This window comes from Streptomyces sp. NPDC057253 (assembly GCF_042669125.1).
In the GTDB taxonomy this organism is placed as follows: Bacteria; Actinomycetota; Actinomycetes; order Streptomycetales; family Streptomycetaceae; genus Streptomyces.
This window is the reverse complement of sequence record NZ_JBHUXV010000130.1, coordinates 1-24,709: the sequence shown is the minus strand read 5'-3', so window position 1 is coordinate 24,709 and position 24,709 is coordinate 1. Positions and strand designations below refer to the sequence as shown.

Annotated in this window: 19 protein-coding genes; 12 read left to right on the top strand and 7 right to left on the bottom strand. The window is 70.4% G+C overall.

Annotation, left to right across the window (positions count from 1 at the left end; genetic code table 11):
* Window positions 1–141: 141 nt before the first annotated feature.
* Entirely contained in the window at window positions 142–3,279 is a 3,138-nt protein-coding gene (ileS, locus tag ACFULQ_RS41160) for an isoleucine--tRNA ligase (RefSeq protein WP_383554638.1), read from the bottom strand.
* A 591-nt stretch (window positions 3,280–3,870) separates the two neighbouring features.
* Here ileS and ACFULQ_RS41155 point away from each other — a divergent pair.
* The 6 genes from ACFULQ_RS41155 (at window position 3,871) to ACFULQ_RS41130 (ending at window position 9,791) form a co-directional block, all read left to right on the top strand.
* Window positions 3,871–5,193 carry a TraR/DksA family transcriptional regulator gene (locus tag ACFULQ_RS41155; protein ID WP_383554636.1) on the top strand — a complete coding sequence of 441 codons (1,323 nt, stop codon included), beginning with the start codon at window positions 3,871–3,873 and terminating at the stop codon, window positions 5,191–5,193.
* Window positions 5,194–5,254: 61 nt separating this feature from the next.
* Window positions 5,255–5,830 carry a signal peptidase II gene (gene lspA, locus ACFULQ_RS41150; protein ID WP_383554633.1) on the top strand — a complete coding sequence of 192 codons (576 nt, stop codon included), beginning with the start codon at window positions 5,255–5,257 and terminating at the stop codon, window positions 5,828–5,830.
* Window positions 5,831–5,913: 83 nt separating this feature from the next.
* Window positions 5,914–6,858 carry an RluA family pseudouridine synthase gene (locus ACFULQ_RS41145; RefSeq protein WP_062024714.1) on the top strand — a complete coding sequence of 315 codons (945 nt, stop codon included), beginning with the start codon at window positions 5,914–5,916 and terminating at the stop codon, window positions 6,856–6,858.
* Window positions 6,855–7,325: a GNAT family N-acetyltransferase gene (locus ACFULQ_RS41140; RefSeq protein ID WP_383554630.1), complete on the top strand. Its 471-nt coding sequence runs from the start codon at window positions 6,855–6,857 to the stop codon at window positions 7,323–7,325. The genes ACFULQ_RS41145 and ACFULQ_RS41140 overlap by 4 nt, the downstream gene beginning before the upstream one ends.
* Before the next feature lie 86 nt (window positions 7,326–7,411).
* Window positions 7,412–8,986: a Na+/H+ antiporter gene (locus ACFULQ_RS41135; RefSeq protein ID WP_383554627.1), complete on the top strand. Its 1,575-nt coding sequence runs from the start codon at window positions 7,412–7,414 to the stop codon at window positions 8,984–8,986.
* A 64-nt stretch (window positions 8,987–9,050) separates the two neighbouring features.
* Entirely contained in the window at window positions 9,051–9,791 is a 741-nt protein-coding gene (locus ACFULQ_RS41130; protein WP_383554624.1) for an SDR family NAD(P)-dependent oxidoreductase, read from the top strand.
* 94 nt (window positions 9,792–9,885) lie between these two features.
* On the opposite strand, the gene ACFULQ_RS41125 is transcribed toward ACFULQ_RS41130, so the two are convergent.
* Window positions 9,886–11,004 (bottom strand): mechanosensitive ion channel family protein, encoded by a 1,119-nt coding sequence (locus ACFULQ_RS41125; protein WP_383554621.1) that lies wholly within the window; start codon window positions 11,002–11,004, stop codon window positions 9,886–9,888.
* Between the two features lie 119 nt (window positions 11,005–11,123).
* Between ACFULQ_RS41125 and ACFULQ_RS41120 the strand changes: the two genes are divergently transcribed.
* A complete protein-coding gene (locus ACFULQ_RS41120; RefSeq protein WP_383554619.1) occupies window positions 11,124–11,693 on the top strand; it encodes a dienelactone hydrolase family protein in 570 nt (189 codons plus the stop codon).
* Window positions 11,694–11,699: 6 nt separating this feature from the next.
* Here ACFULQ_RS41120 and ACFULQ_RS41115 read toward each other — a convergent pair whose 3' ends face one another.
* The 4 genes from ACFULQ_RS41115 to ACFULQ_RS41100 all read right to left on the bottom strand — a co-directional run bounded on the left by ACFULQ_RS41115 (window position 11,700) and on the right by ACFULQ_RS41100 (window position 16,462).
* Window positions 11,700–13,355 carry an alkaline phosphatase D family protein gene (locus tag ACFULQ_RS41115; RefSeq protein ID WP_383554616.1) on the bottom strand — a complete coding sequence of 552 codons (1,656 nt, stop codon included), beginning with the start codon at window positions 13,353–13,355 and terminating at the stop codon, window positions 11,700–11,702.
* Window positions 13,356–13,438: 83 nt separating this feature from the next.
* The gene (locus ACFULQ_RS41110) at window positions 13,439–14,254 is read right to left on the bottom strand and encodes a thioredoxin domain-containing protein (protein ID WP_383554613.1); all 816 of its coding nucleotides are present in this window, start codon (window positions 14,252–14,254) and stop codon (window positions 13,439–13,441) included.
* Between the two features lie 97 nt (window positions 14,255–14,351).
* Window positions 14,352–15,044 carry a hypothetical protein gene (locus ACFULQ_RS41105; RefSeq protein WP_383554610.1) on the bottom strand — a complete coding sequence of 231 codons (693 nt, stop codon included), beginning with the start codon at window positions 15,042–15,044 and terminating at the stop codon, window positions 14,352–14,354.
* 92 nt (window positions 15,045–15,136) lie between these two features.
* The gene (locus ACFULQ_RS41100) at window positions 15,137–16,462 is read right to left on the bottom strand and encodes a DUF2252 domain-containing protein (RefSeq protein WP_383554608.1); all 1,326 of its coding nucleotides are present in this window, start codon (window positions 16,460–16,462) and stop codon (window positions 15,137–15,139) included.
* Between the two features lie 203 nt (window positions 16,463–16,665).
* Between ACFULQ_RS41100 and dnaE the strand changes: the two genes are divergently transcribed.
* Complete coding sequence (gene dnaE, locus ACFULQ_RS41095) at window positions 16,666–20,205, top strand: DNA polymerase III subunit alpha (protein ID WP_383554606.1); 3,540 nt, start codon at window positions 16,666–16,668, stop codon at window positions 20,203–20,205.
* A 79-nt stretch (window positions 20,206–20,284) separates the two neighbouring features.
* On the opposite strand, the gene ACFULQ_RS41090 is transcribed toward dnaE, so the two are convergent.
* On the bottom strand, window positions 20,285–20,449 hold the full coding sequence (locus ACFULQ_RS41090; RefSeq protein ID WP_383554605.1) for a hypothetical protein: 165 nt from the start codon (window positions 20,447–20,449) through the stop codon (window positions 20,285–20,287).
* 224 nt (window positions 20,450–20,673) lie between these two features.
* Here ACFULQ_RS41090 and ACFULQ_RS41085 point away from each other — a divergent pair, with 224 nt between their 5' ends.
* The 4 genes from ACFULQ_RS41085 to ACFULQ_RS41070 all read left to right on the top strand — a co-directional run bounded on the left by ACFULQ_RS41085 (window position 20,674) and on the right by ACFULQ_RS41070 (window position 24,599).
* Window positions 20,674–21,894, top strand: coding sequence for an NYN domain-containing protein (locus ACFULQ_RS41085; RefSeq protein ID WP_383554603.1), 1,221 nt, complete (start codon window positions 20,674–20,676; stop codon window positions 21,892–21,894).
* 120 nt (window positions 21,895–22,014) lie between these two features.
* Entirely contained in the window at window positions 22,015–22,989 is a 975-nt protein-coding gene (locus ACFULQ_RS41080) for an ABC transporter ATP-binding protein (RefSeq protein WP_383554600.1), read from the top strand.
* A 73-nt stretch (window positions 22,990–23,062) separates the two neighbouring features.
* A complete protein-coding gene (locus ACFULQ_RS41075) occupies window positions 23,063–23,887 on the top strand; it encodes an ABC transporter permease (RefSeq protein WP_383554597.1) in 825 nt (274 codons plus the stop codon).
* A 34-nt stretch (window positions 23,888–23,921) separates the two neighbouring features.
* On the top strand, window positions 23,922–24,599 hold the full coding sequence (locus ACFULQ_RS41070) for an AAA family ATPase (protein WP_383554595.1): 678 nt from the start codon (window positions 23,922–23,924) through the stop codon (window positions 24,597–24,599).
* Window positions 24,600–24,709 lie beyond the last annotated feature (110 nt).

Genomic DNA, 24,709 nt, shown 5'->3' with positions numbered 1-24,709 from the left:
CCCCGGATTTGATCCGGGGTCTCGCCCTTTTACGCGTGTTGATCACGGTGTTCCGGCGTGCGGGAGGCCCGGCATGCGGAAGGCCCGGCATGCAGAAGGCCCGGCCCCCCCGCTCGGGGGGCCGGGCCTTCGTGCTCGGGCTTACGCCTTGCGCAGGCGGAACGTCAGGGACAGGCCTTCGTCGGTGAACGCCTCGCCGTAGGAGCCGTCCGCCTCTCCCTGCGCGAAGTCCGTCGCCAGGACCTCGTCGGAGATCAGCCCCGCGTGCTCGGTGAGAGCCGCGATCACGGCCGGGTCGGTGGACGTCCAGCGCAGCGCGATGCGGTCGGCCACGTCGAGGCCGCTGTTCTTGCGGGCCTCCTGGATCAACCGGATCGCATCACGGGCCAGGCCCGCCTGGCGGAGCTCCTCGGTGATCTCCAGGTCCAGGGCGACGGTGGCACCGGAGTCGGAGGCGACCGACCAGCCCTCGCGCGGGGTCTCCGTGATGATCACCTCGTCGGAAGCGAGCGTGATCGTCTCGCCGTCGACCTCGACCGACGCCGTGCCCTCGCGCAGGGCGAGGGAGAGCGCGGCCGCGTCGGCGTTCGCGACAGCCTTGGCCACGTCCTGGACGCGCTTGCCGAACCGCTTGCCGAGAGCGCGGAAGTTGGCCTTCGCGGTGGTGTCGACCAGGCTGCCGCCGACCTCGGAGAGGGACGCGAGCGAGCTCACGTTCAGCTCCTCCGTGATCTGCGCGTGCAGTTCACGGTCGAGGGCGTCGAAACCGGTCGCCGCGATCAGCGCCCGGGACAGCGGCTGGCGGGTCTTCACCCCCGACTCCGCGCGCGTGGCCCGGCCCAGCTCGACGAGCCGGCGGACCAGGACCATCTGCCGCGACAGCTCGGGGTCGATGGCGGACAGGTCCGCCTCCGGCCAGGAGGTCAGGTGCACCGACTCCGGGGCGCCCGGGGTGACCGGCACCACCAGGTCCTGCCAGACCCGCTCGGTGATGAACGGGGTCAGCGGGGCCATCAGCTTGGTGACCGTCTCGACGACCTCGTGCAGGGTGCGCAGCGCGGCCTTGTCGCCCTGCCAGAAGCGGCGCCGGGACCGTCGTACGTACCAGTTGGACAGGTCGTCGACGAACGCCGACAGGAGCTTGCCGGCGCGCTGGGTGTCGTAGGACTCCAGGGACTGGGTCACCTGGTCGGTCAGGGCGTGCAGTTCGGACAGCAGCCAGCGGTCCAGGACCGGGCGGTCGGCCGGGGCCGGGTCCGCCGCGGAGGGCGCCCAGTTCGACGTACGGGCGTACAGGGCCTGGAAGGCGACCGTGTTCCAGTACGTCAGGAGCGTCTTGCGGACGACCTCCTGGATGGTGCCGTGGCCCACCCGGCGGGCCGCCCACGGGGAGCCGCCGGCCGCCATGAACCAGCGCACCGCGTCCGCGCCGTGCCGGTCCATCAGCGGGATCGGCTCCAGGGTGTTGCCCAGGTGCTTGGACATCTTGCGGCCGTCCTCGGCGAGGATGTGGCCGAGGCAGACGACGTTCTCGTACGACGACTTGTCGAAGACCAGGGTGCCGACGGCCATCAGTGTGTAGAACCAGCCGCGCGTCTGGTCGATGGCCTCGGAGATGAACTGCGCCGGGTAGCGGGACTCGAACAGCTCCTTGTTCTTGTACGGGTAGCCCCACTGCGCGAACGGCATCGAACCCGAGTCGTACCAGGCGTCGATGACCTCCGGCACGCGCGTGGCCGTCTTCCGGCACTGCGGGCACGCGAAGGTGACCTCGTCGATGTACGGGCGGTGCGGGTCGAGGCCGGAGTGGTCCGTGCCGCTCAGCTCGGTGAGCTCCGCGCGGGAGCCGACGACCGTGAGGTGGTTGTCCTCGCAGCGCCAGATCGGCAGCGGGGTGCCCCAGTAGCGGTTGCGGGACAGCGCCCAGTCGATGTTGTTCTGGAGCCAGTCCCCGTAGCGGCCGTGCTTGACCGTCTCCGGGAACCAGTTGGTGTTCTCGTTCTCCTGGAGGAGGCGGTCCTTGATGGCCGTGGTGCGGATGTACCAGGACGGCTGCGCGTAGTAGAGGAGCGCGGTGTGGCAGCGCCAGCAGTGCGGGTAGCTGTGCTCGTACGGGATGTGCCGGAAGAGGAGGCCGCGCTGCTGGAGGTCCTCGGTGAGCTTCTCGTCCGCCTTCTTGAAGAAGACGCCGCCCACGAGGGGGACGTCCTCCTCGAAGGTGCCGTCCGGGCGGACCGGGTTCACCACGGGCAGGCCGTAGGCGCGGCAGACCTTGAGGTCGTCCTCACCGAAGGCGGGGGACTGGTGGACCAGGCCCGTACCGTCCTCGGTCGTCACGTACTCCGCGTTGACGACGAAATGTGCCGGTTCCGGGAACTCCACCAGCTCGAACGGACGTTGATAGGTCCAGCGCTCCATTTCGGCGCCGGTGAAGGACTGGCCGGTGGTCTCCCAGCCCTCGCCGAGCGCCTTGGCGACGAGCGGCTCGGCGACGACCAGCTTCTCCTCGCCGTCGGTCACGACGACGTAGCTGACCTCCGGGTGCGCGGCGACCGCCGTGTTGGACACCAGGGTCCAGGGGGTCGTCGTCCACACCAGGAGCGCTGCCTCGCCGGCGAGCGGACCGGAGGTGAGCGGGAAACGGACGTACACGGACGGGTCCACGACCGTCTCGTAGCCCTGCGCCAGCTCGTGGTCCGAGAGGCCGGTGCCGCAGCGCGGACACCAGGGGGCGACGCGGTGGTCCTGGACCAGCAGGCCCTTCTCGAAGATCGTCTTCAGCGACCACCAGACCGACTCGATGTACTCGGGGTCCATCGTGCGGTAGGGGTCCTGGAGGTCGGTCCAGTAGCCCATGCGGGTCGTGAGCGCCTCGAAGGCGTCGGTGTGGCGGGTCACCGACTCGCGGCACTTGGCGTTGAACTCGGCGATGCCGTACTTCTCGATGTCCTGCTTGCCGGAGAAGCCGAGCTCCTTCTCCACCGCGAGCTCCACCGGCAGGCCGTGGCAGTCCCAGCCGGCCTTGCGGGCCACGTGGTAGCCGCGCATGGTGCGGAAGCGGGGGAAGACGTCCTTGAAGACGCGGGCCTCGATGTGGTGGGCGCCCGGCATGCCGTTGGCGGTGGGCGGGCCCTCGTAGAACACCCACTCGGGGCGGCCCTCGGACTGCTCCAGGGTCTTGGCGAAGATCTTCTGCTCGCGCCAGAAGTCGAGCACCGCGTGCTCGAGCGCGGGCAGGTCGACCTGGGCGGGCACCTGGCGGTACGTCGGCATTGTCATCAGCGAGCTTCCTCCGGCGGACTTGCTGCCTTCCGTCCGGAGGGACGAGAGCCTTGTTCTCTACGCCGGTCTCGGCGCGCTCCCGCGGTACCACCCTCCTTGGCCCGCCGGCACGGGGTGTGTGCCGGTGAGCCCCCTCATTGGGGTCGCGATGCCGGGTCTACGCCCCCCGCTGGGGGTTTCTTCCGGCGGCTCCGGGGTGATCTTCACGTCGCGCTCGCCCCCGGGCTTCCACCGTCCCCGGGTCGCTCTGGGCTGCGTACGCCGCTACTCGTCCCCATCCACGCTTTTCGCTCCGCCCAGTGTACGGCGCCCCGGGGACAGCGGCCGACCGGATTTCCGGGGCCGGACGCGGAGACCTCCGCGGGGCGTGGCATGACCCGAATGGAGCGGCACGGCTGTTCGGATTCCGGGACGGGCGGTCAGGCGGATTACCCGGCGGGGAGCTGGGCACAACGCTTGCATGCTTCCCGCCCCGCGCGCGGGGGGCGGGCGAATCGGGCGGCGTGCCCCGTTGCCGCGGGACTCAAGTCGATTTATCGTCCCAGCACGATTCGCGAGCAAGATCACAATATGTGAAGGGGCCGCGGCATGGTGGCGAAGAAGACCGCCGTACAGCAGTCGGCGTCGGGCCGGTCCACAGATGCCTCCGGCGGTGCGGCCAAGGACGTCGACGGGAAGAAGAGCGCCCAGGGGAGTGCGGCCAAGCGGGCGGCCAAGGCGGTGAAGACGGTCGGGGCCGGGGCGAAGAGTGCCGCGAAGAAGGCGGTGAGCCGGGGGGCGGGTGCGGCCAGGAAGGCCACCGGCACCGGCACAGGCGCGGGCACCGGCCGGCATGGTGCCGCGGAGGAGGGCGGCCCGGCTGAAAGACCCGGGGCCGAGCCGCCGGTCGGTGGGGAGGCGGAGGTCACCAAGGGCGTCGGCAAGGCTTCGGTCACCAAGAAGGCGCCTGCGGCGAAGAAGGCCTCGGTCGCCAAGAAGACCTCGGCTGCGAAGAAGGCTGCGACCACGAAGAAGGCTGCGACCGCGAAGAAGGCTGCGGCCACAAAACAGGCTGCGGCCACGAAACAGGCTGCGGCCACGAAACAGGCTGAGGCCACCAAGAAAGCTGCGGCCACCAAGAAGGCCGCGACCAGCAAGAAGGCCGCGGTCGCCCAGAAGGCCGCGGTCGTGAAGAAGGCTTCGGGGAGTGAGAAGGCCGGGGGCGGGGAGAAGGCTCCGGCCGGGAAGAAGACGGCGGTCGCCAAGAAGGCCGCCGCGAAGAGTACGGCCGCGTCCAAGAGCGCGGTGACGGTCGCCACGGAGGCCGGTGTCCCGCAGGGGGATGCCGGGCAGGGCACCTCCGGGAAGGGCACCCCCACGAAGCGGGCGGCCAGGAAGAGCACGGCCAAGAAGGCGGGCGCGGCCGAGGCCGCGAAGAAGACGGGAGCCACGACGGTGGTTGCGAAGAAGACTCCTGGCACGGCCACGGCGGACAAGAGCGCCGTACCCAACGCGCGGGTCTCCGCGGTGGAGCCCGGCGAACTCGCGGTGCGCCCCGGTGAGGATCCCTGGACGCCCGAGGAGGTCGAGGAGGCACGCGCGGAGCTGACGGCCGAGGTGCTGCGGCTGCGCACCGAGATCCACACCTCCGAGGAGTCCCTGGTCGGGCTCATGCGGGACTCCGGCGACGGTGCGGGCGACGACCAGGCCGACACCGGCACCAAGAACATCACGCGGGAGAGCGAGATGGCCCTCGCGGCCAACGCGCGCGAGATGCTCACCCAGACCGAGCGCGCCCTCGGACGCCTCGACGCCGGCACCTACGGCCTGTGCGAGAACTGCGGCAATCCCATCGGCAAGGCACGCATGCAGGCCTTCCCGCGCGCGACCCTGTGCGTGGAGTGCAAGCAGAAGCAGGAACGCCGGTACTGAGGGTGCTTGTGGGCGTGTCGTACCCTCGTCCTCAGTCAGGTACCTAGGTCGAGGGACTCACGTGACAGAGGCGGAGCGCATCATCGGTACGCCGGATACCCCAGAGGCGGCGGGGGCCGGGCCGGAGCAGGACCAGACGGCGCGGTCCCGGGGCAGGCGCCGTGTCGCCGTGCTGTTCACGGTCGCCGCTTTCGCGTATGCCCTGGACCTGATCAGCAAGATGATCGTGGTCGCCAAGCTGGAGCATCACGAGCCGATCGAGATCATCGGGGACTGGCTGAAGCTGGAGGCGATCCGCAACGCGGGCGCGGCCTTCGGCTTCGGCGAGGCGTTCACCGTGATCTTCACGGTGATCGCGGCCGCCGTGATCGTGGTCATCGCCCGGCTCGCCCGCAAGCTCTACAGCCTGCCCTGGGCGATCGCGCTCGGACTGCTGCTCGGCGGCGCGCTCGGCAACCTCACCGACCGGCTCTTCCGCTCGCCCGGCGTGTTCGAGGGCGCGGTCGTCGACTTCATCGCGCCCAAGCACTTCGCGGTCTTCAACCTCGCCGACTCGGCGATCGTGTGCGGCGGCATCCTGATCGTGCTGCTGTCCTTCAAGGGGCTGGACCCGGACGGGACCGTCCACAAGGACTGAGCGCCGGCTCTCCGGTTTTCCACAGGGCGCGGTTTTCCACAGGGCCGGTCGGGGGCATCCGGGCGGTCCGGCATACTCGACGGGTGAGCACGATTCCCGAGATCCGTACCCTGCCCGTGCCCGACGGACTGGAGGGCGAGCGCGTCGACGCCGCCATCTCCCGCATGTTCGGCTTCTCCCGCACCAAGGCGGCCGAGCTCGCCGCCTCGGGGAAGGTCACGGTCGACGGGTCGGTGGTCGGGAAGTCCGAGCGGGTGCACGGCGGGGCCTGGCTGGAGGTCGAGATGCCGCAGGCGCCCGCGCCGGTGCAGATCGTCGCCGAGCCGGTCGAGGGCATGGAGATCGTGCATGACGACGACGACGTGGTCGTGATCGTCAAGCCGGTCGGCGTGGCCGCGCATCCGTCGCCGGGCTGGACCGGGACCACCGTGATCGGCGGGCTCGCCGCCGCCGGGTACCGGATCTCGACCTCCGGGGCCGCCGAGCGCCAGGGCATCGTGCACCGGCTCGACGTGGGCACCTCGGGGCTGATGGTCGTGGCCAAGTCGGAGCGCGCCTACACCTCGCTCAAGCGGCAGTTCAAGGAGCGCACCGTCGACAAGCGGTACCACACGCTCGTCCAGGGGCACCCGGACCCCACCAGCGGTACCATCGACGCCCCCATCGGCCGGCACCCCCAGCACGACTACAAGTGGGCGGTCACCGCGGAGGGCAAGCCCTCCGTGACGCACTACGACCTCATCGAGGCGTTCCGCGCGGCCTCCCTGCTCGACGTGAAGCTGGAGACCGGGCGCACCCACCAGATCCGCGTCCACATGGCGGCTCACCGGCACCCCTGCGTCGGCGACCTGACGTACGGCGCCGACCCCACGCTCGCCAAGCGGCTCCGGCTGACCCGGCAGTGGCTGCACGCGGTCCGGCTCGGCTTCGAGCACCCCGGGGACGGCGAGTGGGTGGAGTTCGCGAGCGACTACCCCGAGGACCTTCAGCACGCGCTGGACCTGGTGCGCGAGGAGACCTACGGATGAGCACGCGCGCGTACGCGGTGCGGGTCGCCGAGGACCCCGCCGACCAGGAGGCCTGCTTCGCGGTGCGCAAGGAGGTCTTCGTCGGCGAGCAGGGCGTGCCCGAGGACATCGAGTACGACGCCTACGACGCCGTAGCGCTGCATGTGCTGGCCGTGCGGGAGGACGGGGTGCCGCTCGGGACCGGGCGGCTGCTGTTCGGTGCGGCCGCGGCCGAGAAGACCGGCCGGGACGCGTCGGTGGGGTCGCTGGGGCGGCTCGCGGTGACCCAGGCGGCCCGGGGGCTCGGGGTGGGCGCGGCGCTGGTGCGGGCCATCGAGGACGCGGCACGCGCGCATGGGCTGGCCGCGGTGGATCTGCACGCGCAGACGCATGCGCTGGGGTTCTACGAGCGGCTGGGGTACGTGGCGTACGGGCCGGAGTACCCGGAGGCGGGGATCGCGCACCGGGCCATGCGGCGCGTGCTCTGACGGTTCCGCCGGTCCGGCGGGTCCTGGGGTTGAGGGGGCAGACTTGAGGGACCCGTTGGTTTCTCGAGGTGCCCGGAGCTCTGACCGTGGATCAGTTGGCCCTGTTGTTCGTGTTGTTGCTGGGGGCTCTGATCAGTGTGCCGGTGGGGGAACGGTTCGGGCTGCCGGCGCCCGTGCTGATGACCCTGCTCGGGATCGTCCTCGCGGTGCTGGACTTCGTGCCGAACGTCGACATCCCGCCTGATCTGATCCTGCCCATCCTGTTGCCGCCGCTGCTCTACGCCGCCGTCCGGCGCACCTCCTGGCGCCAGTTCACGGCGAACAAACGGCCGATCTTCCTGCTGGCCGTCGCCCTCGTCTTCGTCACGACCGTCTGCGTGGCCGCGGTCGCCCACGCGATCGTGCCCGGGCTGCCGATCGCCGCCGCCGTCGCGCTCGGCGCGCTCGTCGCACCGCCCGACCCGGTCGCCGCGACCGCGGTCGCGGGCCAACTCGGGCTGCCCCGCAGGCTGGTGTCCATCCTGGAGGGCGAGGGGCTCTTCAACGACGTGACGGCGATCGTGCTGTACCACGTGGCTGTCGCCGCCGCGGTGAGCGGATCGTTCACACCGGGCGAGGCCGTCTTCGAACTGGTGCTCTCCGCCGTGGTCGCCGTCGCCGTGGGTCTCGTGCTGGGCTGGGGCGCCAACAAGCTGATGGACCTGCTCGGCGACGCGACCCTCCAGATCGGGCTGACGGTCCTCGTGCCGTACGCCTCCTACGTCCTCGCCGAGGAGCTGCACGGCTCCGGTGTGCTCGCCGTGCTGACCACCGCGCTGTTCCTGGCCGAGCACGGCACCGACGCCGACGACGTGATGACCCGGCTCGCCGGGCACACCTTCTGGGACATCGTCGACACGCTCGTCACCGGTGTGGCCTTCGGGCTGATCGGGCTGGAACTGCACAACGCGATCAGGACCGCGTCCGGGCGCTGGGGCGAGATGCTCGGCTGGGCCGGGGTGATCGTGGCCGTGGTCGTGTTCGTACGGCTGGCCTGGCTGCTGCCGGCCACCTGGCTCACCAAACGGATGCACGCCAAGCGGGACTACGACGAGGAGATCCCGGTGGGGTGGCGGGAGACCGTCATCATGTGGTGGGCCGGGATGCGGGGCGTGGCGTCCGTGGCACTGGCCCTGGCCATTCCGCTGGAGACCGAGTCCGGGGCCGGGTTTCCCGACCGGGACGAGATCATCTTCATCGCCTTCGGGGTCATCATGGCGACGCTCGTGCTCCAAGGGCTGACCCTGCCGTGGCTGGTGAAGCGGCTGGGGGTGCAGGCCGACACCGAGCGGGAGAAGGAGTTCGAGAAGGCGCTGGCGGTACGGGCTGCGAAGGCCGCGAAGCACCGGCTCAAGGAGATCGAGAGCGTCGAGGAGCTGCCGGAGGAGCTGTCCGAGCAGATGCAGCGGCGGGCGTTCGAGATCGGTGTGCGGATCTCTCCCGAGATGGGGGACGAGGAGCGGCGCGAGGCCCGGCGGCGGCTCAAGCGGATGCGGCGGATCCAGGGCGAGATGCTGAGCGCGGCACGGCACGAGGTGCTGGCGGCGCGGAGCGAGCCGGGGGCCGATCCCGAGGTCGTGGACCGGGTGTTGCGGCACCTTGACGTTCGCAGTCTGCGGTGACCGGGATGCGAAGATCACGTAAATCGGGGTGAGTCGGCGGGCGGTGTCTTCCTAGGGTCCGTGTATGGCTCGCAATGTGGTGATCAGTGGTGGCGGTACGGGGATCGGGCTCGCGGCGGCGCAGGTGTTCGCCGCGGAAGGGGACCGGGTGCTGCTGCTCGGGCGGCGCGCCGGGGTGCTGGAGAAGGCGGGGGTGCCGGGGGCGTTGACGTACGCCGCCGATCTCGGTGACGTCGACGCGGTGCGCGGGGTCGTCGGGTTCGTGGAGCGGGAGCTCGGGACCGTGGATGTGCTGATCCACGGTGCCGGGGGGAACGGGCAGCTCGAACCCGGCGTGACGAGCGGGGACGCGCTCGCTGCCGTCGCGCACCACTGGACCGTGAACTTCCGGCTCAACCTGCTGACCGCGGCGCTGCTCACCGAGGGGGTGAAGGACCGGCTGGCCTCGCCGGGTGGGCGGGTGCTGTTCGTCAGCTCCATCGCCGCGTACCGGGGGTCCGGGAGTGGGGCGTACGGGGCGGCGAAGGCGGGATTGCATCCGTACGCGCATGATCTGGCGCGGGAGTTGGGGCCTCGGGGGATCACGGTGAATGTGGTGGCGCCGGGGTATGTCGAGGACACGGAGTTCTTCGGGGCGGCCATCGATCCCGCTCGGCGGGAGCGGCTTGTCGGTGACACGGTTACCGGGCGGGCCGGGACGCCGGGGGATGTGGCCGCCACGCTTCATTGGCTGGCGTCAGTTGGGGCTGGGCATGTGACTTCTCAGGTTGTGCAGGTCAATGGAGGTGCGGAGAGGGGGCATTGACCGGTCGTGGGCGGGTGTGGGTCCGTCGTGGTTGCTCGCGCAGTTCCCCGCGCCCCTGAGGGGGTGCAGTCAACCGGCGCCACGACGGACCGTCCTAGCCTCGGCCCGTTCGCGGGGGCTCGTGGGCGTGGCGGGACGAATCGCCGTCCCTCTCGTTGCCGTTGAGGCGCCGGAACCCCGGGGCCAGTGTCGCGTCCGCCGTGTTGACCCTCGGCAGGGCGTACGGGTGGTGGTCGGTGAGCCAGCGGATCATCTGTTCGCGGACCGTGACCCGGACCGTCCAGATGTCGTCGGCGTCCTTGGCGGTCACCAGGGCGCGTACCTGCATGGTGTTCGGGGTGGTGTCCGTGACGGCGAGGCCGTAGTCGCGGCCGTCCCAGGCCGGGCACTCGCGCAGGATGTCCCGCAGCCGCTCGCGCATCAGGTCCACCGGGGCGGTGTGGTCGACGTGCCAGTAGACGATGCCGGTCATCTGGGGAGTGCCGCGGGACCAGTTCTCGAACGGCTTCGAGGTGAAGTACGACACCGGCATGGTGATCCGGCGCTCGTCCCAGGTGCGGACCGTCAGGAAGGTCAGGGTGATCTCCTCGACGGTGCCCCACTCGCCGTCCACCACCACGGTGTCGCCTATGCGCACCATGTCACCGAAGGCGATCTGGAGCCCGGCGAACATGTTGCTGAGCGTGGACTGGGCGGCCACACCGGCGACGATGCCGAGGATTCCGGCCGAGGCCAGCAGTGAGGCGCCGGCCGCGCGCATCGCGGGGAACGTCAGCAGCATCGCGGCCACCGCCACCACGCCCACGGTCGCGGCGACCACCCGCATGATCAGCGTCACCTGGGTGCGCACCCGGCGGACCCGGGCGGCGTCGTGGTGGGCGCGCGCGTAGCGGGTGTACGTCGTCTCCACGACGGCGGCGGCGATCCGGATCACCAGCCAGGCGGTCGCCCCGATGAGGATCAGGGTGAGCGTCTGCCCGATGCCGGCACCGTGCCGTCGCAGCGGCCGCACCTGGTCGTACGACCCTCTCAGCATGGCCGCGCACAGCACGAGCATGTAGGGGATGCGGCCACGGCGGAGCAGACCCCACAGCGGGGTCTCGTTGTGGCGTTCGTCGGCCTTGCGCAGCAGACGGTCGGTGGCCCAGCCGATCAGCAGCGTGAGCAGCACCGAACCGCCGACCACGATCAATGGGCGGAGTACGTTCTCCATGACCCCGAACCTAACCGGCCCGGCGGGGGCATGAACATGTGACTTCGGCCGCGAAGTGGGTACGGGCGCTCCCCGGCCCGTGCGAGGGCGTTGTCGGTCCCGGCTGGCACCATGGCCTCATGAACATCATGCTCTTTCACTCGACCTACGGCCCGAGGCCCGCAGTCCGCCAGGCCGCCGACCGGCTGCGGGAGGCGGGGCACGAGGTGTGGACGCCGGACCTCTTCGAGGGGCGCACGTTCGACACGGTCGAGGAGGGCATGGCCTTCAACGAGGAGATCGGCAAGGACGAACTGCTCAAGAGAGCCGTCCTGGCCGCCGCGCCCTACTCCGAGCGCGGTCTTGTCTACGCCGGCTTCTCGCTCGGCGCCTCCATCGCGCAGACCCTCGCCCTCGGCGACGAGCGGGCCCGCGGCCTGCTGCTCCTGCACGGCACCTCGGACATCGCGCCGAACGCCACCGCGGACGAACTGCCGGTCCAGCTGCACGTGGCCGAGCCGGACCCGTTCGAGACCGACGACTGGCTGAGCGCCTGGTATCTCCAGATGGGCCGCACCGGCGCCGACGTGGAGGTCTACAGATACGCCGGGGCCGGTCACCTCTACACCGACCCCGACCTGCCGGACTACGACGAGGAGGCCGCCGAGGCCACCTGGCGGGTGGCCCTCGGCTTCCTCGACACCCTCTGAAGGCCTCTAGACGGGGCTGTAGGTCCGCTCGACCTTCTGCGTGCCGCTCCGCGTGCGGTACGAACGCGCCCAGGACGAGGTCGCGTTCGCCTTGGTTTTGTCCGACAGCACGTAGTAGTCCATCTGTGCCCGGTCGGCGGTGATGTCCAGGACGCCGTAGCCGTGGCGGTCGGTGTCGACCCAGTGGACGTGCCGGTTGGCGAGCTGGATGACCGGCGCGGCCAGCGCGGTGACCGTGCCCTCGGGGACCTTCAGGAGGTCGTCGAGGTTGTCGGAGGTCACCGAGGTGACGACGAACTCCGTGGCCGCCGAGGCCGAGAGCGGGTAGGTGCCCGCGTCCACCGGCACGTCGTTGGCCCATGCCATGTGGATGTCACCGGTCAGGAAGACGGTGTTGCGGATGGCGTTGGAGCGCAGGTGGGCGAGGAGTTCACGGCGGTCGTCCGTGTAGCCGTCCCACTGGTCGGTGTTGAGGGCGAGGCCCTCCTTCGGCAGACCGAGCAGTTCGGCGAGCGGCTTCAGCAGGTCGGCGGAGAGCGAGCCGATCGCGAACGGCGAGATCATCACGGAGTTCCCGACCAGCCGCCAGGTGGTGTCGGAGGACTTCAACCCGGCCTTCAGCCAGTCGAGTTGGGCGCGCCCGGTGATCGTACGGTCCGGGTCGTCGACCGAGCCGTTGCCCACGGCGACCTGCTGGGAGCGGAAGGAGCGCAGGTCGAGCAGGGAGAGGTCGGCGAGCTTGCCGAAGCGCAGCCGGCGGTAGGTGGTGCCCGCGAGTGCCGGGCGCACCGGCATCCACTCGAAGTAGGCCTGCTTGGCGGCGGCCTGCCGGGCCGACCAGGCGCCCTCGGCGCCCTCGGTGTGGTTCTCGGCGCCGCCCGACCAGGCGTCGTTGGCGAACTCGTGGTCGTCCCAGATCGCGACCACGGGGGCGACCGCGTGCAGGGCCTGGAGGTCCGGGTCGGTCTTGTACTTGCCGTGCCGGATCCGGTAGTCGGCCAGGGTGAGGATCTCGTGGGTCGGCGCGTGCTGCCGTACGACGGTGTCGCGGGTGCCGTACTCGCCGGTGCCGTACTCGTAGATGTAGTCGCCCAGGTGCAGCCAGGCGTCCAGGTCGCCGCGGGCGGCGAGATGGCGGTACGAGGAGAAGTAGCCGGCCTCCCAGTTGGCGCAGGAGACCACGCCGAAGCGGAGGTTGGCCACGGCCGCGTCGGCCGCCGGCGCGGTGCGGGTGCGCGCCGCCGGGGAGTCGGTGCCGCCGGCCGAGAAGCGGAACCAGTAGTCGGTCGCGGGGGCGAGGCCGCGCACGTCCGCCTTGACGGTGTGGTCGGAGGCGGCGGTCGCGGTGACGGAACCCTTGGCCACGACGGCCGTGAACGCCTTGTCCCTCGCCACCGTCCAGCCGACCTCGACGTCCGGGCCGAGCCCGGAACCGGGTACCGCATCGGCGGTCGGGGTCACCCGGGTCCACAGCAGGATGCCGTCCGGGAGCGGATCGCCGGAGGCGACGCCGTGCAGGAAGGCGGGGGCCTCGGCGGCGCGGGCGGGTATCGCGGCGGCGAGCGGTCCGGCCAGGACAGCGGTCACCGCCGCGGCCTTGACGACCGTACGGCGGCGTGGGGACAGGGAGTTGCTGTCGGCTGTTCTGTGTCTGGTAGTCACGGCCGATCAGGTTACTGATCGGTATGAACGAGAGCGGGCGAACTCGTGAAAGTTCGCCCGCTCTTTTCCTGAAGGGTGCGCGATCAGCCCTTCAGGGCAGCGTTCAGGGCCGTGTTGAAGTCGGCGACCGTCATCGGCGCGCTCTTGCCGTCGGAGCCGGTCAGCGTCTTGCCGTCCATCTTCAGAGTCGGGGTGCCGCTCACGCCGTCCTTGTTGAACTTCTCGGACATGTCCAGGGCCCACTTGTCGTAGGTGCCCTTCTTCACGGCGTCCTGGAAGGTCTTGTTGTCCTTCAGCTCAGGGACCGTCTGCGCGATCTTGATGAGGTAGGAGTCGTCCTTGAACTTGTCGGGGCCGCTCTCCTCGGGGTGCCACTTCGTGGAGTACATCGCCGTCTTGTACTCCAGGAACGCCTCGGGGCTCACGTTCAGGGCCGCGCCGAGCGCGCTGAGGCCGTTCTTGGAGCCCTCGCCGCCGAGGTTGCCGTCGAGGAAGCTGGCACCGACGTACTGGATCTTGAACTTGCCCTCGTCGAAGTCCTTCTTCACGGTCGGGCCGACGACCTGCTCGAACTGCGCGCAGACCGGGCAGCGCGGGTCCTCGTACATGACCAGGGTCTTCTTGGCGGTGCTCTTGCCCAGGACGACCGTGGTGCCGTCGGTGCCCGTGGAGTTGGCCGGCTTGACGAGCTTGTCGTTCTTGGCCTCCTCCCAGTAGCTGGGCTTGTTGCCCTGGACGACCGCGTAGCTGATGCCGCCGGCTATCGCCAGGACGCCGACTATGGAGCCGATGACGATGAGCTGACGCTTCATCTTGTCGCGCTTGGCCTGGCGCTCGCGCTCCTGCCGCAGCCGCTCGCGGGCGGCGGTCTTCGCCTGCTGGCTGTTCCGCTTGCTCATGGTGGTGTTCTCCATCAAAGGGACGCGCACACGTCATGTGTGCGGGGATACGTGGGTCGGGACTGGTGGTGCTCAGGTGCTGCGCGAGCGGTGAGGCTCAGGCAGAAGCGACCGAGCACGGCGGTCCACGCCGTCCCAGGGAGTGCGCGAGGATCTCGTCGAGCACGACGGCCGTACGGCGGCCGGGGCGCACCGGACGGGCCGGCTCCGGAGCCGGGCGCACGGTCCGTGCGGCGGCCGCGAGGAGCAGCGGCCGGAAGGTGGTGGCGGCCACGGCCCGCAGCAGCTGGGCCAGGGCCCGCTCGCCGCGGCGCAGCCAGGCGGCCGCGAGGAGGCCCACCGAGACATGGGCGGCGAGCAGCAGCCACGCGGTCTGCGGATCCGCGTGGGCGAGGAGCCCGCCGAGCCGGTCGGTGTCGGTGCCGGTCATCCGGGCCAGCGGCGAGCCGACGCTGGTGCCGTCGCCGCAGAACACGTCCCACCCGACCGAGCGCAGGGGACCCGCGACCGGGCCGCCCGCGGCGCCGTAACAGACGTGCTGGCCGGTGGTGAAGACGGTGTCGGCGGCCAGTTCCAGCGGGATCAGCACGGCGGCGATCCGCCCGAAGCCGCGCTCGCGGCCGGCCAGCAGATAGGCCAGCGCGAACACGGCGACGGCGATCACCGCCACCGTGTTCAGCGGCAGGGGAGCCCGGGACAGCAGCACGTGCGACGCGGTGCTGAGCGTCACGACGAGTGCCGTGAACAGCGCCGCGCGGAGCGCTCGCAGCTGGGTCCCGGATATGTCCATAGCGTGGAGAGTGTGTCACGCGGGCCTGTAAGGGACCCCTAAAGGGTCCCTGTGAGCGCCCTGTCGTTATCGGCAGTTGTGGGAGAGGCCGGTCACAGGCCGGGGATGCGGCCGTTGCGGAACAGGTCCACGAAGGTCTGGTGGTCGGCACGCGCGCGTGCGCCGTAGCTGTGCGCGAAGTCGACCAGGAGGTCCGCGAAGCCGCCCTCGTCGGCCGCGATGGCCGCGTCGATGGCCCGCTCGGTGGAGAAGGGCACCAGGGACTCCCCGGACTGGTCGTCCGCCGCCCCGTGCATGGTGGCGGTCGCCCGGCCGAGGTCGGCGACGACCGCCGCGATCTCCTCCGGGTCGTCGATGTCGCTCCAGTCCAGGTCCACGGCGTACGGCGAGATCTCGGCGACCAGCTGGCCCGCGCCGCCCAGCTCGGTCCAGCCCAGCCACGGGTCGGCGTGCTGCTGGAGGGCGCGCTGGGAGATGACCGTGCGGTGCCCCTCGTGCTGGAAGTAGTCGCGGATCTCGGGGTCGGTGATGTGCCGGGAGACGGCCGGGGTCTGGGCCTGCTTGATGTAGATGACGACGTCGTTCTCCAGGGCGTCGGTGTGCCCCTCCAGCAGGATGTTGTACGACGGCAGCCCGGCCGATCCGATGCCGATGCCCCGGCGGCCCACGACGTCCTTGACGCGGTAGGAGTCCGGGCGGTCCAGGGAGGCCTCCGGCAGGGTCTCCAGATAGCCGTCGAAGGCGGCCAGCACCTTGTAGCGGGTGGCCGCGTCCAGCTCCACGGAGCCGCCGCCCTCGGTGAACCGGCGCTCGAAGTCACGGATCTCCGTCATCGACGCCAGGAGGCCGAAGCGGGTCAGCGCGCGGGCCTCGCGCAGCGCGCCCAGCAGCGGGCCCTCGGCGGTGTCCAGCGTGAACGGCGGCACCTCGTCGCTCTTGGCGCCGGTGGCCAGGGCGTGGATCCGCTCCCGGTACGCGGCCGCGTACACCCGCACCAGCTCGCTGATCTGGTCGTCGCCGAGCGCCTTCGCGTAGCCGATCAGCGCGACGGAGGCGGAGAAGCGCTTGAGGTCCCAGGTGAAGGGGCCGACGTACGCCTCGTCGAAGTCGTTGACGTTGAAGATCAGCCGGCCGTTGGCGTCCATGTACGTGCCGAAGTTCTCCGCGTGCAGGTCGCCGTGGATCCACACGCGCGAGGTGCGCTCGTCCAGGTACGGGCCGCCCCGCTTCTCCTCGTCGAGGTCGTGGTAGAAGAGGCACGCCGTGCCCCGGTAGAACGCGAACGCCGAGGCCGCCATCTTGCGGAACTTGACGCGGAACGCGGCCGGGTCGGCGGCCAGGAGCTCGCCGAAGGCGGTGTCGAAGACGGCGAGGATCTCCTCGCCGCGGTGCTCGTCGTTGAGCTGCGGTACCGACATCGCGGGGTGCCTCCTGGTGCATGTGTACGACAGCGTTTCTGTCGTCCTGTCCAACGGGCGGGCCGGGGCGAAAGTGCCCGCGACCCTCGTTGTGAAGGTACGCGGGGCGACCCCTTGAGTGTCAGTGCCGAGGCATAGACTTCCGAGCTGTCCCCGGACTGTCCGCCCGACTGTCGCCGAGTGTTTTCCATGGAGGCCACGCCGTGTCAAAGCCGCCGTTCACGCACCTGCACGTCCACACCCAGTACTCCCTGCTGGACGGTGCCGCGCGGCTCAAGGACATGTTCGACGCGTGCAACGAGATGGGCATGACCCACATCGCCATGTCCGACCACGGCAACCTGCACGGGGCGTACGACTTCTTCCACTCCGCGAAGAAGGCCGGGGTCACCCCGATCATCGGGATCGAGGCGTACGTCGCGCCCGAGTCCCGGCGCAACAAGCGCAAGATCCAGTGGGGCCAGCCGCACCAGAAGCGGGACGACGTCTCCGGTTCCGGTGGTTACACCCACAAGACGATGTGGGCCGTGAACTCCACCGGTCTGCACAACCTCTTCCGGCTCTCCTCGGACGCCTACGCCGAGGGCTGGCTGCAGAAGTGGCCCCGGATGGACAAGGAGACCATCGCCCAGTGGTCCGAGGGGATCGTCGCCTCCACCGGCTGCCCCTCCGGCGAGCTCCAGACCCGGCTGCGCCTCGGCCAGTACGACGAGGCGCTGAAGGCCGCCGCCGACTACCAGGACATCTTCGGCAAGGACCGCTACTTCCTGGAGCTGATGGACCACGGCATCGAGATCGAGCACCGGGTCCGCGACGGCCTCCTGGAGATCGGCAAGAAGCTCGGCATCCCCCCGCTGGTCACCAACGACTCGCACTACACGTACGCGCACGAGGCGACCGCCCACGACGCCCTGCTGTGCATCCAGACCGGCAAGAACCTCTCCGACCCGGACCGCTTCAAGTTCGACGGCACCGGCTACTACCTGAAGTCCACGGAGGAGATGTACGCCATCGACTCCTCGGACGCCTGGCAGGAGGGCTGCGCCAACACCCTCCTCATCGCCGAGATGGTCGACACCACCGGCATGTTCGAGGCCAGGAACCTCATGCCGAAGTTCGACATCCCCGACGGCTACACCGAGGTCACCTGGTTCAAGGAGGAGGTCCGCCGGGGCATGGAGCGCCGCTTCCCCGGCGGGATCCCCGAGGACCGCCAGAAGCAGGCCGACTACGAGATGGACGTCATCATCTCGATGGGCTTCCCCGGCTACTTCCTCGTCGTCGCCGACTTCATCATGTGGGCCAAGAACAACGGCATCGCGGTCGGCCCCGGCCGAGGCTCCGCGGCCGGCTCGATCGTCGCCTACGCCATGGGCATCACCGACCTCGACCCGATCCCGCACGGCCTGATCTTCGAGCGGTTCCTCAACCCCGAGCGCATCTCGATGCCCGATGTCGACATCGACTTCGACGAGCGCCGGCGCGTCGAGGTGATCCGGTACGTGACCGAGAAGTACGGCGCCGACAAGGTCGCCATGATCGGCACCTACGGCAAGATCAAGGCCAAGAACGCGATCAAGGACTCCGCGCGCGTGCTGGGCTACCCGTACGCGATGGGCGACCGCATCACCAAGGCGATGCCCGCCGACGTCCTCGGCAAGGGCATCGACCTCAACGGCATCACCGACCCCTCGCACCCCCGTTACTCGGAGGCGGGCGAGGTGCGCGGGATGTACGAGAACGAACCGGACGTCAAGAAGGTCATCGACACCGCCAAGGGCGTGGAGGGCCTGGTCCGGCAGATGGGTGTGCACGCCGCCGGCGTGATCATGTCCAGCGAGACCATCACCGAGCACGTGCCCGTCTGGGTCCGGCACACCGACGGCGTGACCATCACGCAGTGGGACTACCCGAGCTGCGAGTCGCTCGGCCTGCTGAAGATGGACTTCCTCGGCCTGCGCAACCTGACGATCATGGACGACGCCGTGAAGATGGTGAAGTCCAACAAGGGCGTCGACCTGGAGCTGCTGAGCCTCCCGCTGGACGACCCCAAGACCTTCGAACTCCTCCAGCGCGGCGAGACCCTCGGCGTCTTCCAGTTCGACGGCGGCCCCATGCGCTCCCTGCTGCGCCTGATGAAGCCCGACAACTTCGAGGACATCTCCGCCGTCTCCGCGCTCTACCGTCCCGGCCCGATGGGCATGGACTCGCACACCAACTACGCGCTGCGCAAGAACAAGCTCCAGGAGATCACCCCCATCCACAAGGAGCTCGAAGAGCCCCTTCGGGAGGTCCTGGACGTCACCTACGGCCTGATCGTCTACCAGGAGCAGGTGCAGAAGGCCGCCCAGATCATCGCCGGCTACTCGCTCGGCGAGGCCGACATCCTGCGCCGCGTGATGGGCAAGAAGAAGCCCGACGAACTGGCGAAGAACTTCACCATCTTCCAGGCCGGCGCCCAGAAGAACGGCTACAGCGACGAGGCGATCCAGGCCCTGTGGGACGTGCTGGTCCCCTTCGCCGGCTACGCGTTCAACAAGGCGCACTCCGCCGCCTACGGACTGGTCTCGTACTGGACGGCCTATCTGAAGGCCAACTACCCGGCCGAGTACATGGCCGCCCTGCTGACCTCCGTGAAGGACGACAAGGACAAGTCGGCGGTCTACCTCAACGAGTGCCGGCGCATGGGCATCAAGGTGCTCCCGCCGAACGTCAACGAGTCGGTGCACAACTTCGCCGCCCAGGGCGACGACGTGATCCTCTTCGGCCTGGAGGCGGTGCGCAACGTCGGCACCAACGTCGTCGAGTCGATCATCAAGAGCCGCAAGGCCAAGGGGAAGTACGCCTCCTTCCCCGACTACCTCGACAAGGTCGAGGCGGTCGCCTGCAACAAGCGCACCACCGAGTCGCTCATCAAGGCGGGCGCCTTCGACACCCTCGGACACACCCGCAAGGGCCTGACCGCGCAGTACGAGCCGATGATCGACAACGTGGTCGCGGTCAAGCGCAAGGAGGCCGAGGGCCAGTTCGACCTCTTCGGCGGGATGGGCGAGGAGGAGAGCAACGAACCCGGCTTCGGACTCGACGTCCAGTTCACCGACGACGAGTGGGACAAGACCTATCTGCTCGCCCAGGAGCGGGAGATGCTCGGTCTGTACGTCTCCGACCACCCGCTCTTCGGCCTGGAGCACGTGCTGTCCGACAAGGCCGACGCGGGTATCGCCCAGCTGACGGGCGGTGAGCACGCCGACGGTGCCGTGGTGACGATCGGCGGCATCATCTCGGGTCTCCAGCGCAAGATGACCAAGCAGGGCAACGCCTGGGCGATCGCCACCGTCGAGGACCTCGCCGGGTCCATCGAGTGCATGTTCTTCCCGGCGACCTACCAGCTGGTGTCGACCCAACTCGTCGAGGACGCCGTGGTGTTCGTCAAAGGCCGCCTCGACAAGCGGGAGGACGTGCCCCGCCTGGTCGCCATGGAGCTCCAGGTCCCGGACCTGTCCAACGCGGGCACCAACGCGCCGGTGATCCTCACCATCCCCGCGCTGAAGGTGACCCCGCCGATGGTCAGCAGGCTCGGGGAGATCCTCAGCCATCACAAGGGCGAGAGCGAGGTCCGCATCAAGCTCCAGGGGCCGAGCAAGACCACGGTCCTCAGGCTGGACCGGCACCGGGTGAAGCCGGATCCGGCGCTCTTCGGCGACCTCAAGGTGCTGCTCGGACCGTCCTGCCTGGCGGGCTGAGAGACCGTGCGAAGGGGCGCACCCGTGATGGGGTGCGCCCCTTCGTGTACCTGGGCCTCAACAACCCTTTATGCACATGTCAGTTGTGGCCGAAGCTTTTCTGCCGGCCCTTGCGGGCGACATCGCCGGGAGTCACCTGCGTGGCGTGCTGCTCGGCCTGCGGCTCCATCGAGGAGTGCTGGGTTGCCTGCGGGCCACGCTCGGACTGCGGCTGCTTGCGGTTCTGCTTCTTGTTCTTGGCCATGGGGATCTGCCTCCTGAAGGGGATCTAGGGGCCAGGGCCGGGACCAGATTCACATAGGCTGACAAGAGACGCATTTCGGATAATTACCGTGTGTGACAGGGAATGTCGCGCGGGGATGCCCCGAAACGCCACGCCGAAGATCGAGTTCGGGCCGTTAACCCCCGTGCGGTCGGGCAGACTCGAAGCAAGCCCGAAGCAAACCTCCCGGAAAGAGGGTGGAAAGCGTGGACCGCTGCATCGTCCTGGTGGACGCCGGGTATCTGCTGGGGGCCGCCGCCAGTCTCCTTGCCGGGGAGCCCTCCCGATCCCGCATCACCGTCGACCACGCCGCCCTGGTCCAGGGTCTGCGCGACCGGGCCGAGTCCGACACGGAACGGCCCCTGCTGCGCATCTACTGGTTCGACGGCGCCCCCGACCGCGTCCCGCAGCCCGAGCACCGCAGGCTGCGCGTGATGCCCCGGGTCACCGTCCGGCTCGGCGCCCTGACCCGCAGCGACGGACGCTGGGCCCAGAAGGGCGTGGACGCCGCCATGCACGCCGAGCTCACCGAGCTGGCCCGCAACCGCGCCTGCTCCGACGTCGTCCTCGTGACCGGCGACGGGGACCTGCTGCCGGGCATGATGGCGGCCAAGGAGCACGGGGTCGCCGTACACCTGTGGGCCGTGCAGGCCGCCGACGGGGACTACAACCAGTCCGAGGACCTGGTCGCCGAGGCCGACGAGCGGCGGGTGCTCGACCGTACCTGGATCACCAAGGCCGTCCGCGCCAAGGACCTCGGCGGGGTGTGCGCGCCGCCGCCCGTGCCGCGGCCCGAGATCGCCGCGATCCTCTCGGCGCCGCTGCCCGAGTCCGCGCTCTCGCAGGCACCCGAGCGGACCGCCGAGGAGGCCGAGCACGCCCCGGCGGGCGCCCCCTCGGAGAACGGCACGCAGGAGCGGGTGCCGGCGCCCAAGGGGGTGCCGACGCCCAAGGACCTCGCCGCGCTGCGGGCGCCCGGCACCCAGCCCGCCCAGCACCCCGCGAGCGCGACCCTGCGCTGGTCCTCCGACAAGGGCTGGGTCGACCGGCCCTCAGGCGCCGCCGAGCCGCCCGAGGTCGCCTCCATGCCGACGCTGGCGCAGCTGACCACCGCCGAGCAGCGGTGGGCCGACCGGGAGGAGGACATCACCACGGTCGGCGGGGACCCCTTCGAGGTGGGACAGGTCTTCGCGCGGCGGTGGATGGAGCGGCTGGGGGACCAGGCGCATCTGCAACGGCTGTCCGGGATGTATCCGCGGGTGCCGCACCGGATCGACGGCGAGCTGCTCCGCTACGCCGCCCGGTTCGGGCTGCTCGCGCACAAGGACGACCAGATCGACGAGCACGACCGTTACGCCATCCGGGCCGGGTTCTGGCGCGAGATCGACGCGCGGACCGCCGCGGAACACGCGCCCGCCGGTGAGTGAGTTTTGCGGTGTTTTTCGGTATGAGGGGCGCCCCGGGAACGGCGGAGCCTTCCCGACCCCGTAGGCTCGTCCCTTGTGAGTACGCGCGCTGCACCGGCACTTCGACACCGTGGTGATGTCGTGTGCGCGGTGCGCGGACTGACCAAGACCTATCCGGCGGTCCGCGGCCGGCGCGGAGCCCCGGGCACGCCCGAGGTGCGGGCCACCGACGACGTACGCCTCGACATCCGGCGCGGTGAGATCTTCGGGCTGCTCGGACCGAACGGCGCCGGGAAGACCACCCTCGTACGGCAGCTCACCGGGCTGATGCGCCCCGACAGCGGCAGCGTCGAGATCCTCGGTCACGACATCGTGCGCCACCCGGACCGGGCCTCGCGGATCCTCGCCTACCTCGGCCAGGAGTCCAGCGCCCTCGACGACCTGACCGTCTCCCTCGCCGCCGAGACCACCGGGCGGCTGCGCGGCCTGGAGGCCCGGCAGGCGCGGGCCGAGCGGGACGCCGTACTCGACGAGCTGGGGCTCACGCCCATCGCCGGGCGGCCGATCAGGAAGCTGTCCGGCGGGCAGCGGCGGCTCGCGTGCTTCGCGGCCGCGCTCGTGGGGGAGCGGCCGCTGCTCGTGCTCGACGAGCCGACCACCGCGATGGACCCCGTGGCGCGGCGCGCGGTGTGGTCGGCCGTGGACCGGCGGCGGGCCGAGCACGGCACGACGGTGCTGCTCGTCACCCACAACGTCATCGAGGCGGAGACGGTCCTGGACCGGGTCGCCGTCCTCGACCAGGGCCGGGTGATCGCCTGCGACACGCCCTCCGGCCTCAAGGAACAGGTCGCCGGGGAGGTCCGGGTGGACCTGGTGTGGCGCGAGGCGGCCCCGTTGCACGTCCCCGAGGTCGCCGCCCTCAAGGACCGGGCCGTGGCCGCCGGACGCCGCTGGACGCTGCGGCTCGCCCCCGAGGAGGCCCGCGCGGTCGTCGCCACCGTCACCGGCGGGGCCGCCTTCGCCGCGCTGGACGACTTCACGCTCGCCACTCCCAGCCTGGAGGACGTGTACCTCGCGCTGGGCGGGGCCGCGCAGCAGGGGCTGGTGAAGGCATGAGCACGTTGAGTACGCGGACTGCCGTGTCCGTACGTCACAGGGCGAGTGCCGGAGCGAAGAGGAGCAGAGCCACGTGAGTGTCGTACCCGCCGAGGTTCTCTCCGGCGGCGCCCTGGCCGGCGAGAAGACGGACCGGGACGCGGCCGCCGAGCTGGGGCCGCGCGCGCGGCTCCGGCCGTCGCTGGTGGCCGTGTACCGGGCCCAGCTGTCCCGCGCGCGGGTCGCGCGGATCCCGCTGCTCTTCGTGGCGACCTTCCAGTCGATCGGGATCATGATCCTGATGCGGGGAGTCGTGGACGGCGGCGGTGAGGCGCGGTCCGTGGTCGCGGGTGCCTCGGTGCTCGTGGTCGCCTTCGTCGCGCTCAACCTGCTCGCGCAGTACTTCGGGCAGCTGCGGGCGAGCGGCGGGCTCGACCACTACGCCACCCTGCCGGTGCCGCCGGCCGCCGTGGTGCTCGGTGCCGCGGGCGCGTACGCCTCCTTCACGGTGCCGGGAACCGTGGTGACCGCCGTCTTCGGGTGTGTGCTGTTCGGGCTGCCGCTGGCCCATCTGTGGGTGCTGGTGGCGGTGATCCCGCTCGCCGGTGCGGCCCTCGCGGGGCTCGGGGCGGCGCTCGGGCTTCTCGCGCCCCGGCCGGAACTGGCCACGCTGCTGGGACAGCTCGGCATGTCCGCCGCGCTGCTGCTCGGGGTGCTGCCCGCCGACCGGATGCCCGAGGTGGTGCGGTTCGCCCGGGACCTGCTGCCCTCGACCTACGGCGTCGAGGCCTTCGCGCGGACCTTCGGGCCGCATCCCGACTGGGCGTTCGTGCTCGGGGACCTGGCCGTGTGCGGATGCGTGGGCGTGGTCTCGCTGGCCGTCGCCACCTGGGCCTACCGTCGGGCGGCCGTCCGGTGACGCGCCGCACAGGCGGGCCTGGCACGATGTCAGGGTGACCGCACCGTTGACTCCTCCTCCGCCGCCGCACGAACCCTCCTCGCACGATGCGTGGCAGGCTCCCGATGCCGGGTACGCGACCCCTTCCGACGTCGGGTACGGGCATGGCGGGCCCGGGATGAGGACCGAGTTGCTGGAGGCCGTGGTGATCACGGTCGGTGTGGCGGTCGTCGGGGCGCTGCTCGGGGTCCTGTGGTGGTGGCTGGCGCCGCATGTGCCGCTGGTCGGGGATGTCGACGAGCGGGGGAGCTGGGTCGTCTATCTCAAGGACACCGAGGGGGAGCAGGCGGTGGGGGTGGACGGGACGTTCACGCTGCTGGCGCTCGCGTTCGGGCTCCTGAGCGCGCTCGGGGTGTTCCTCTGGCGGCGGAGGGGCGGGGTGCCGTTGGTGGTGGGGCTGGCTGTCGGGGGGCTGCTGGGGTCGCTGCTCGCGTGGCGGGTGGGGATGTGGTTGGGGCCGTCCTCCGATGTGCTCGCGCATGCGAAGTCGGTGGGCAAGGGGGTGACGTTCTCGGCGCCGTTGCGGTTGGGGGCGAAGGGGGTGCTGCTGGTCTGGTCGTTCGCTGGGCTGGTGGTGCATCTGGGGCTGACGGCGTTGTTCGGGCCGCGGGATCCTGAGCCGGGGTATGGGGCGGTGGTTCGGGACGAGGGGTACGGGGCGTCTGTGCAGTAGGGGCTTTTTCTCGCCCCCGCCGCCCCTGCCCGTCCCTCCCCCAGAGGGGGACCCCCACCAGGGACTGCCGCCCCTTCGACCCCGCCCCTGGGGGCTGCGCCCCCAGACCC

Excerpts from the sequence above, each read along its gene's own strand:
- ileS (WP_383554638.1), bottom strand. The coding sequence starts at position 3,279 with ATGACAATGCCGACGTACCGCCAGGTGCCCGCCCAGGTCGACCTGCCC.
- ACFULQ_RS41155 (WP_383554636.1), top strand. The coding sequence starts at position 3,871 with ATGGTGGCGAAGAAGACCGCCGTACAGCAGTCGGCGTCGGGCCGGTCC.
- ACFULQ_RS41140 (WP_383554630.1), top strand. The coding sequence starts at position 6,855 with ATGAGCACGCGCGCGTACGCGGTGCGGGTCGCCGAGGACCCCGCCGAC.
- ACFULQ_RS41130 (WP_383554624.1), top strand. The coding sequence starts at position 9,051 with ATGGCTCGCAATGTGGTGATCAGTGGTGGCGGTACGGGGATCGGGCTC.
- ACFULQ_RS41125 (WP_383554621.1), bottom strand. The coding sequence starts at position 11,004 with ATGGAGAACGTACTCCGCCCATTGATCGTGGTCGGCGGTTCGGTGCTG.
- ACFULQ_RS41120 (WP_383554619.1), top strand. The coding sequence starts at position 11,124 with ATGAACATCATGCTCTTTCACTCGACCTACGGCCCGAGGCCCGCAGTC.
- ACFULQ_RS41110 (WP_383554613.1), bottom strand. The coding sequence starts at position 14,254 with ATGAGCAAGCGGAACAGCCAGCAGGCGAAGACCGCCGCCCGCGAGCGG.
- ACFULQ_RS41105 (WP_383554610.1), bottom strand. The coding sequence starts at position 15,044 with ATGGACATATCCGGGACCCAGCTGCGAGCGCTCCGCGCGGCGCTGTTC.
- ACFULQ_RS41100 (WP_383554608.1), bottom strand. The coding sequence starts at position 16,462 with ATGTCGGTACCGCAGCTCAACGACGAGCACCGCGGCGAGGAGATCCTC.
- ACFULQ_RS41090 (WP_383554605.1), bottom strand. The coding sequence starts at position 20,449 with ATGGCCAAGAACAAGAAGCAGAACCGCAAGCAGCCGCAGTCCGAGCGT.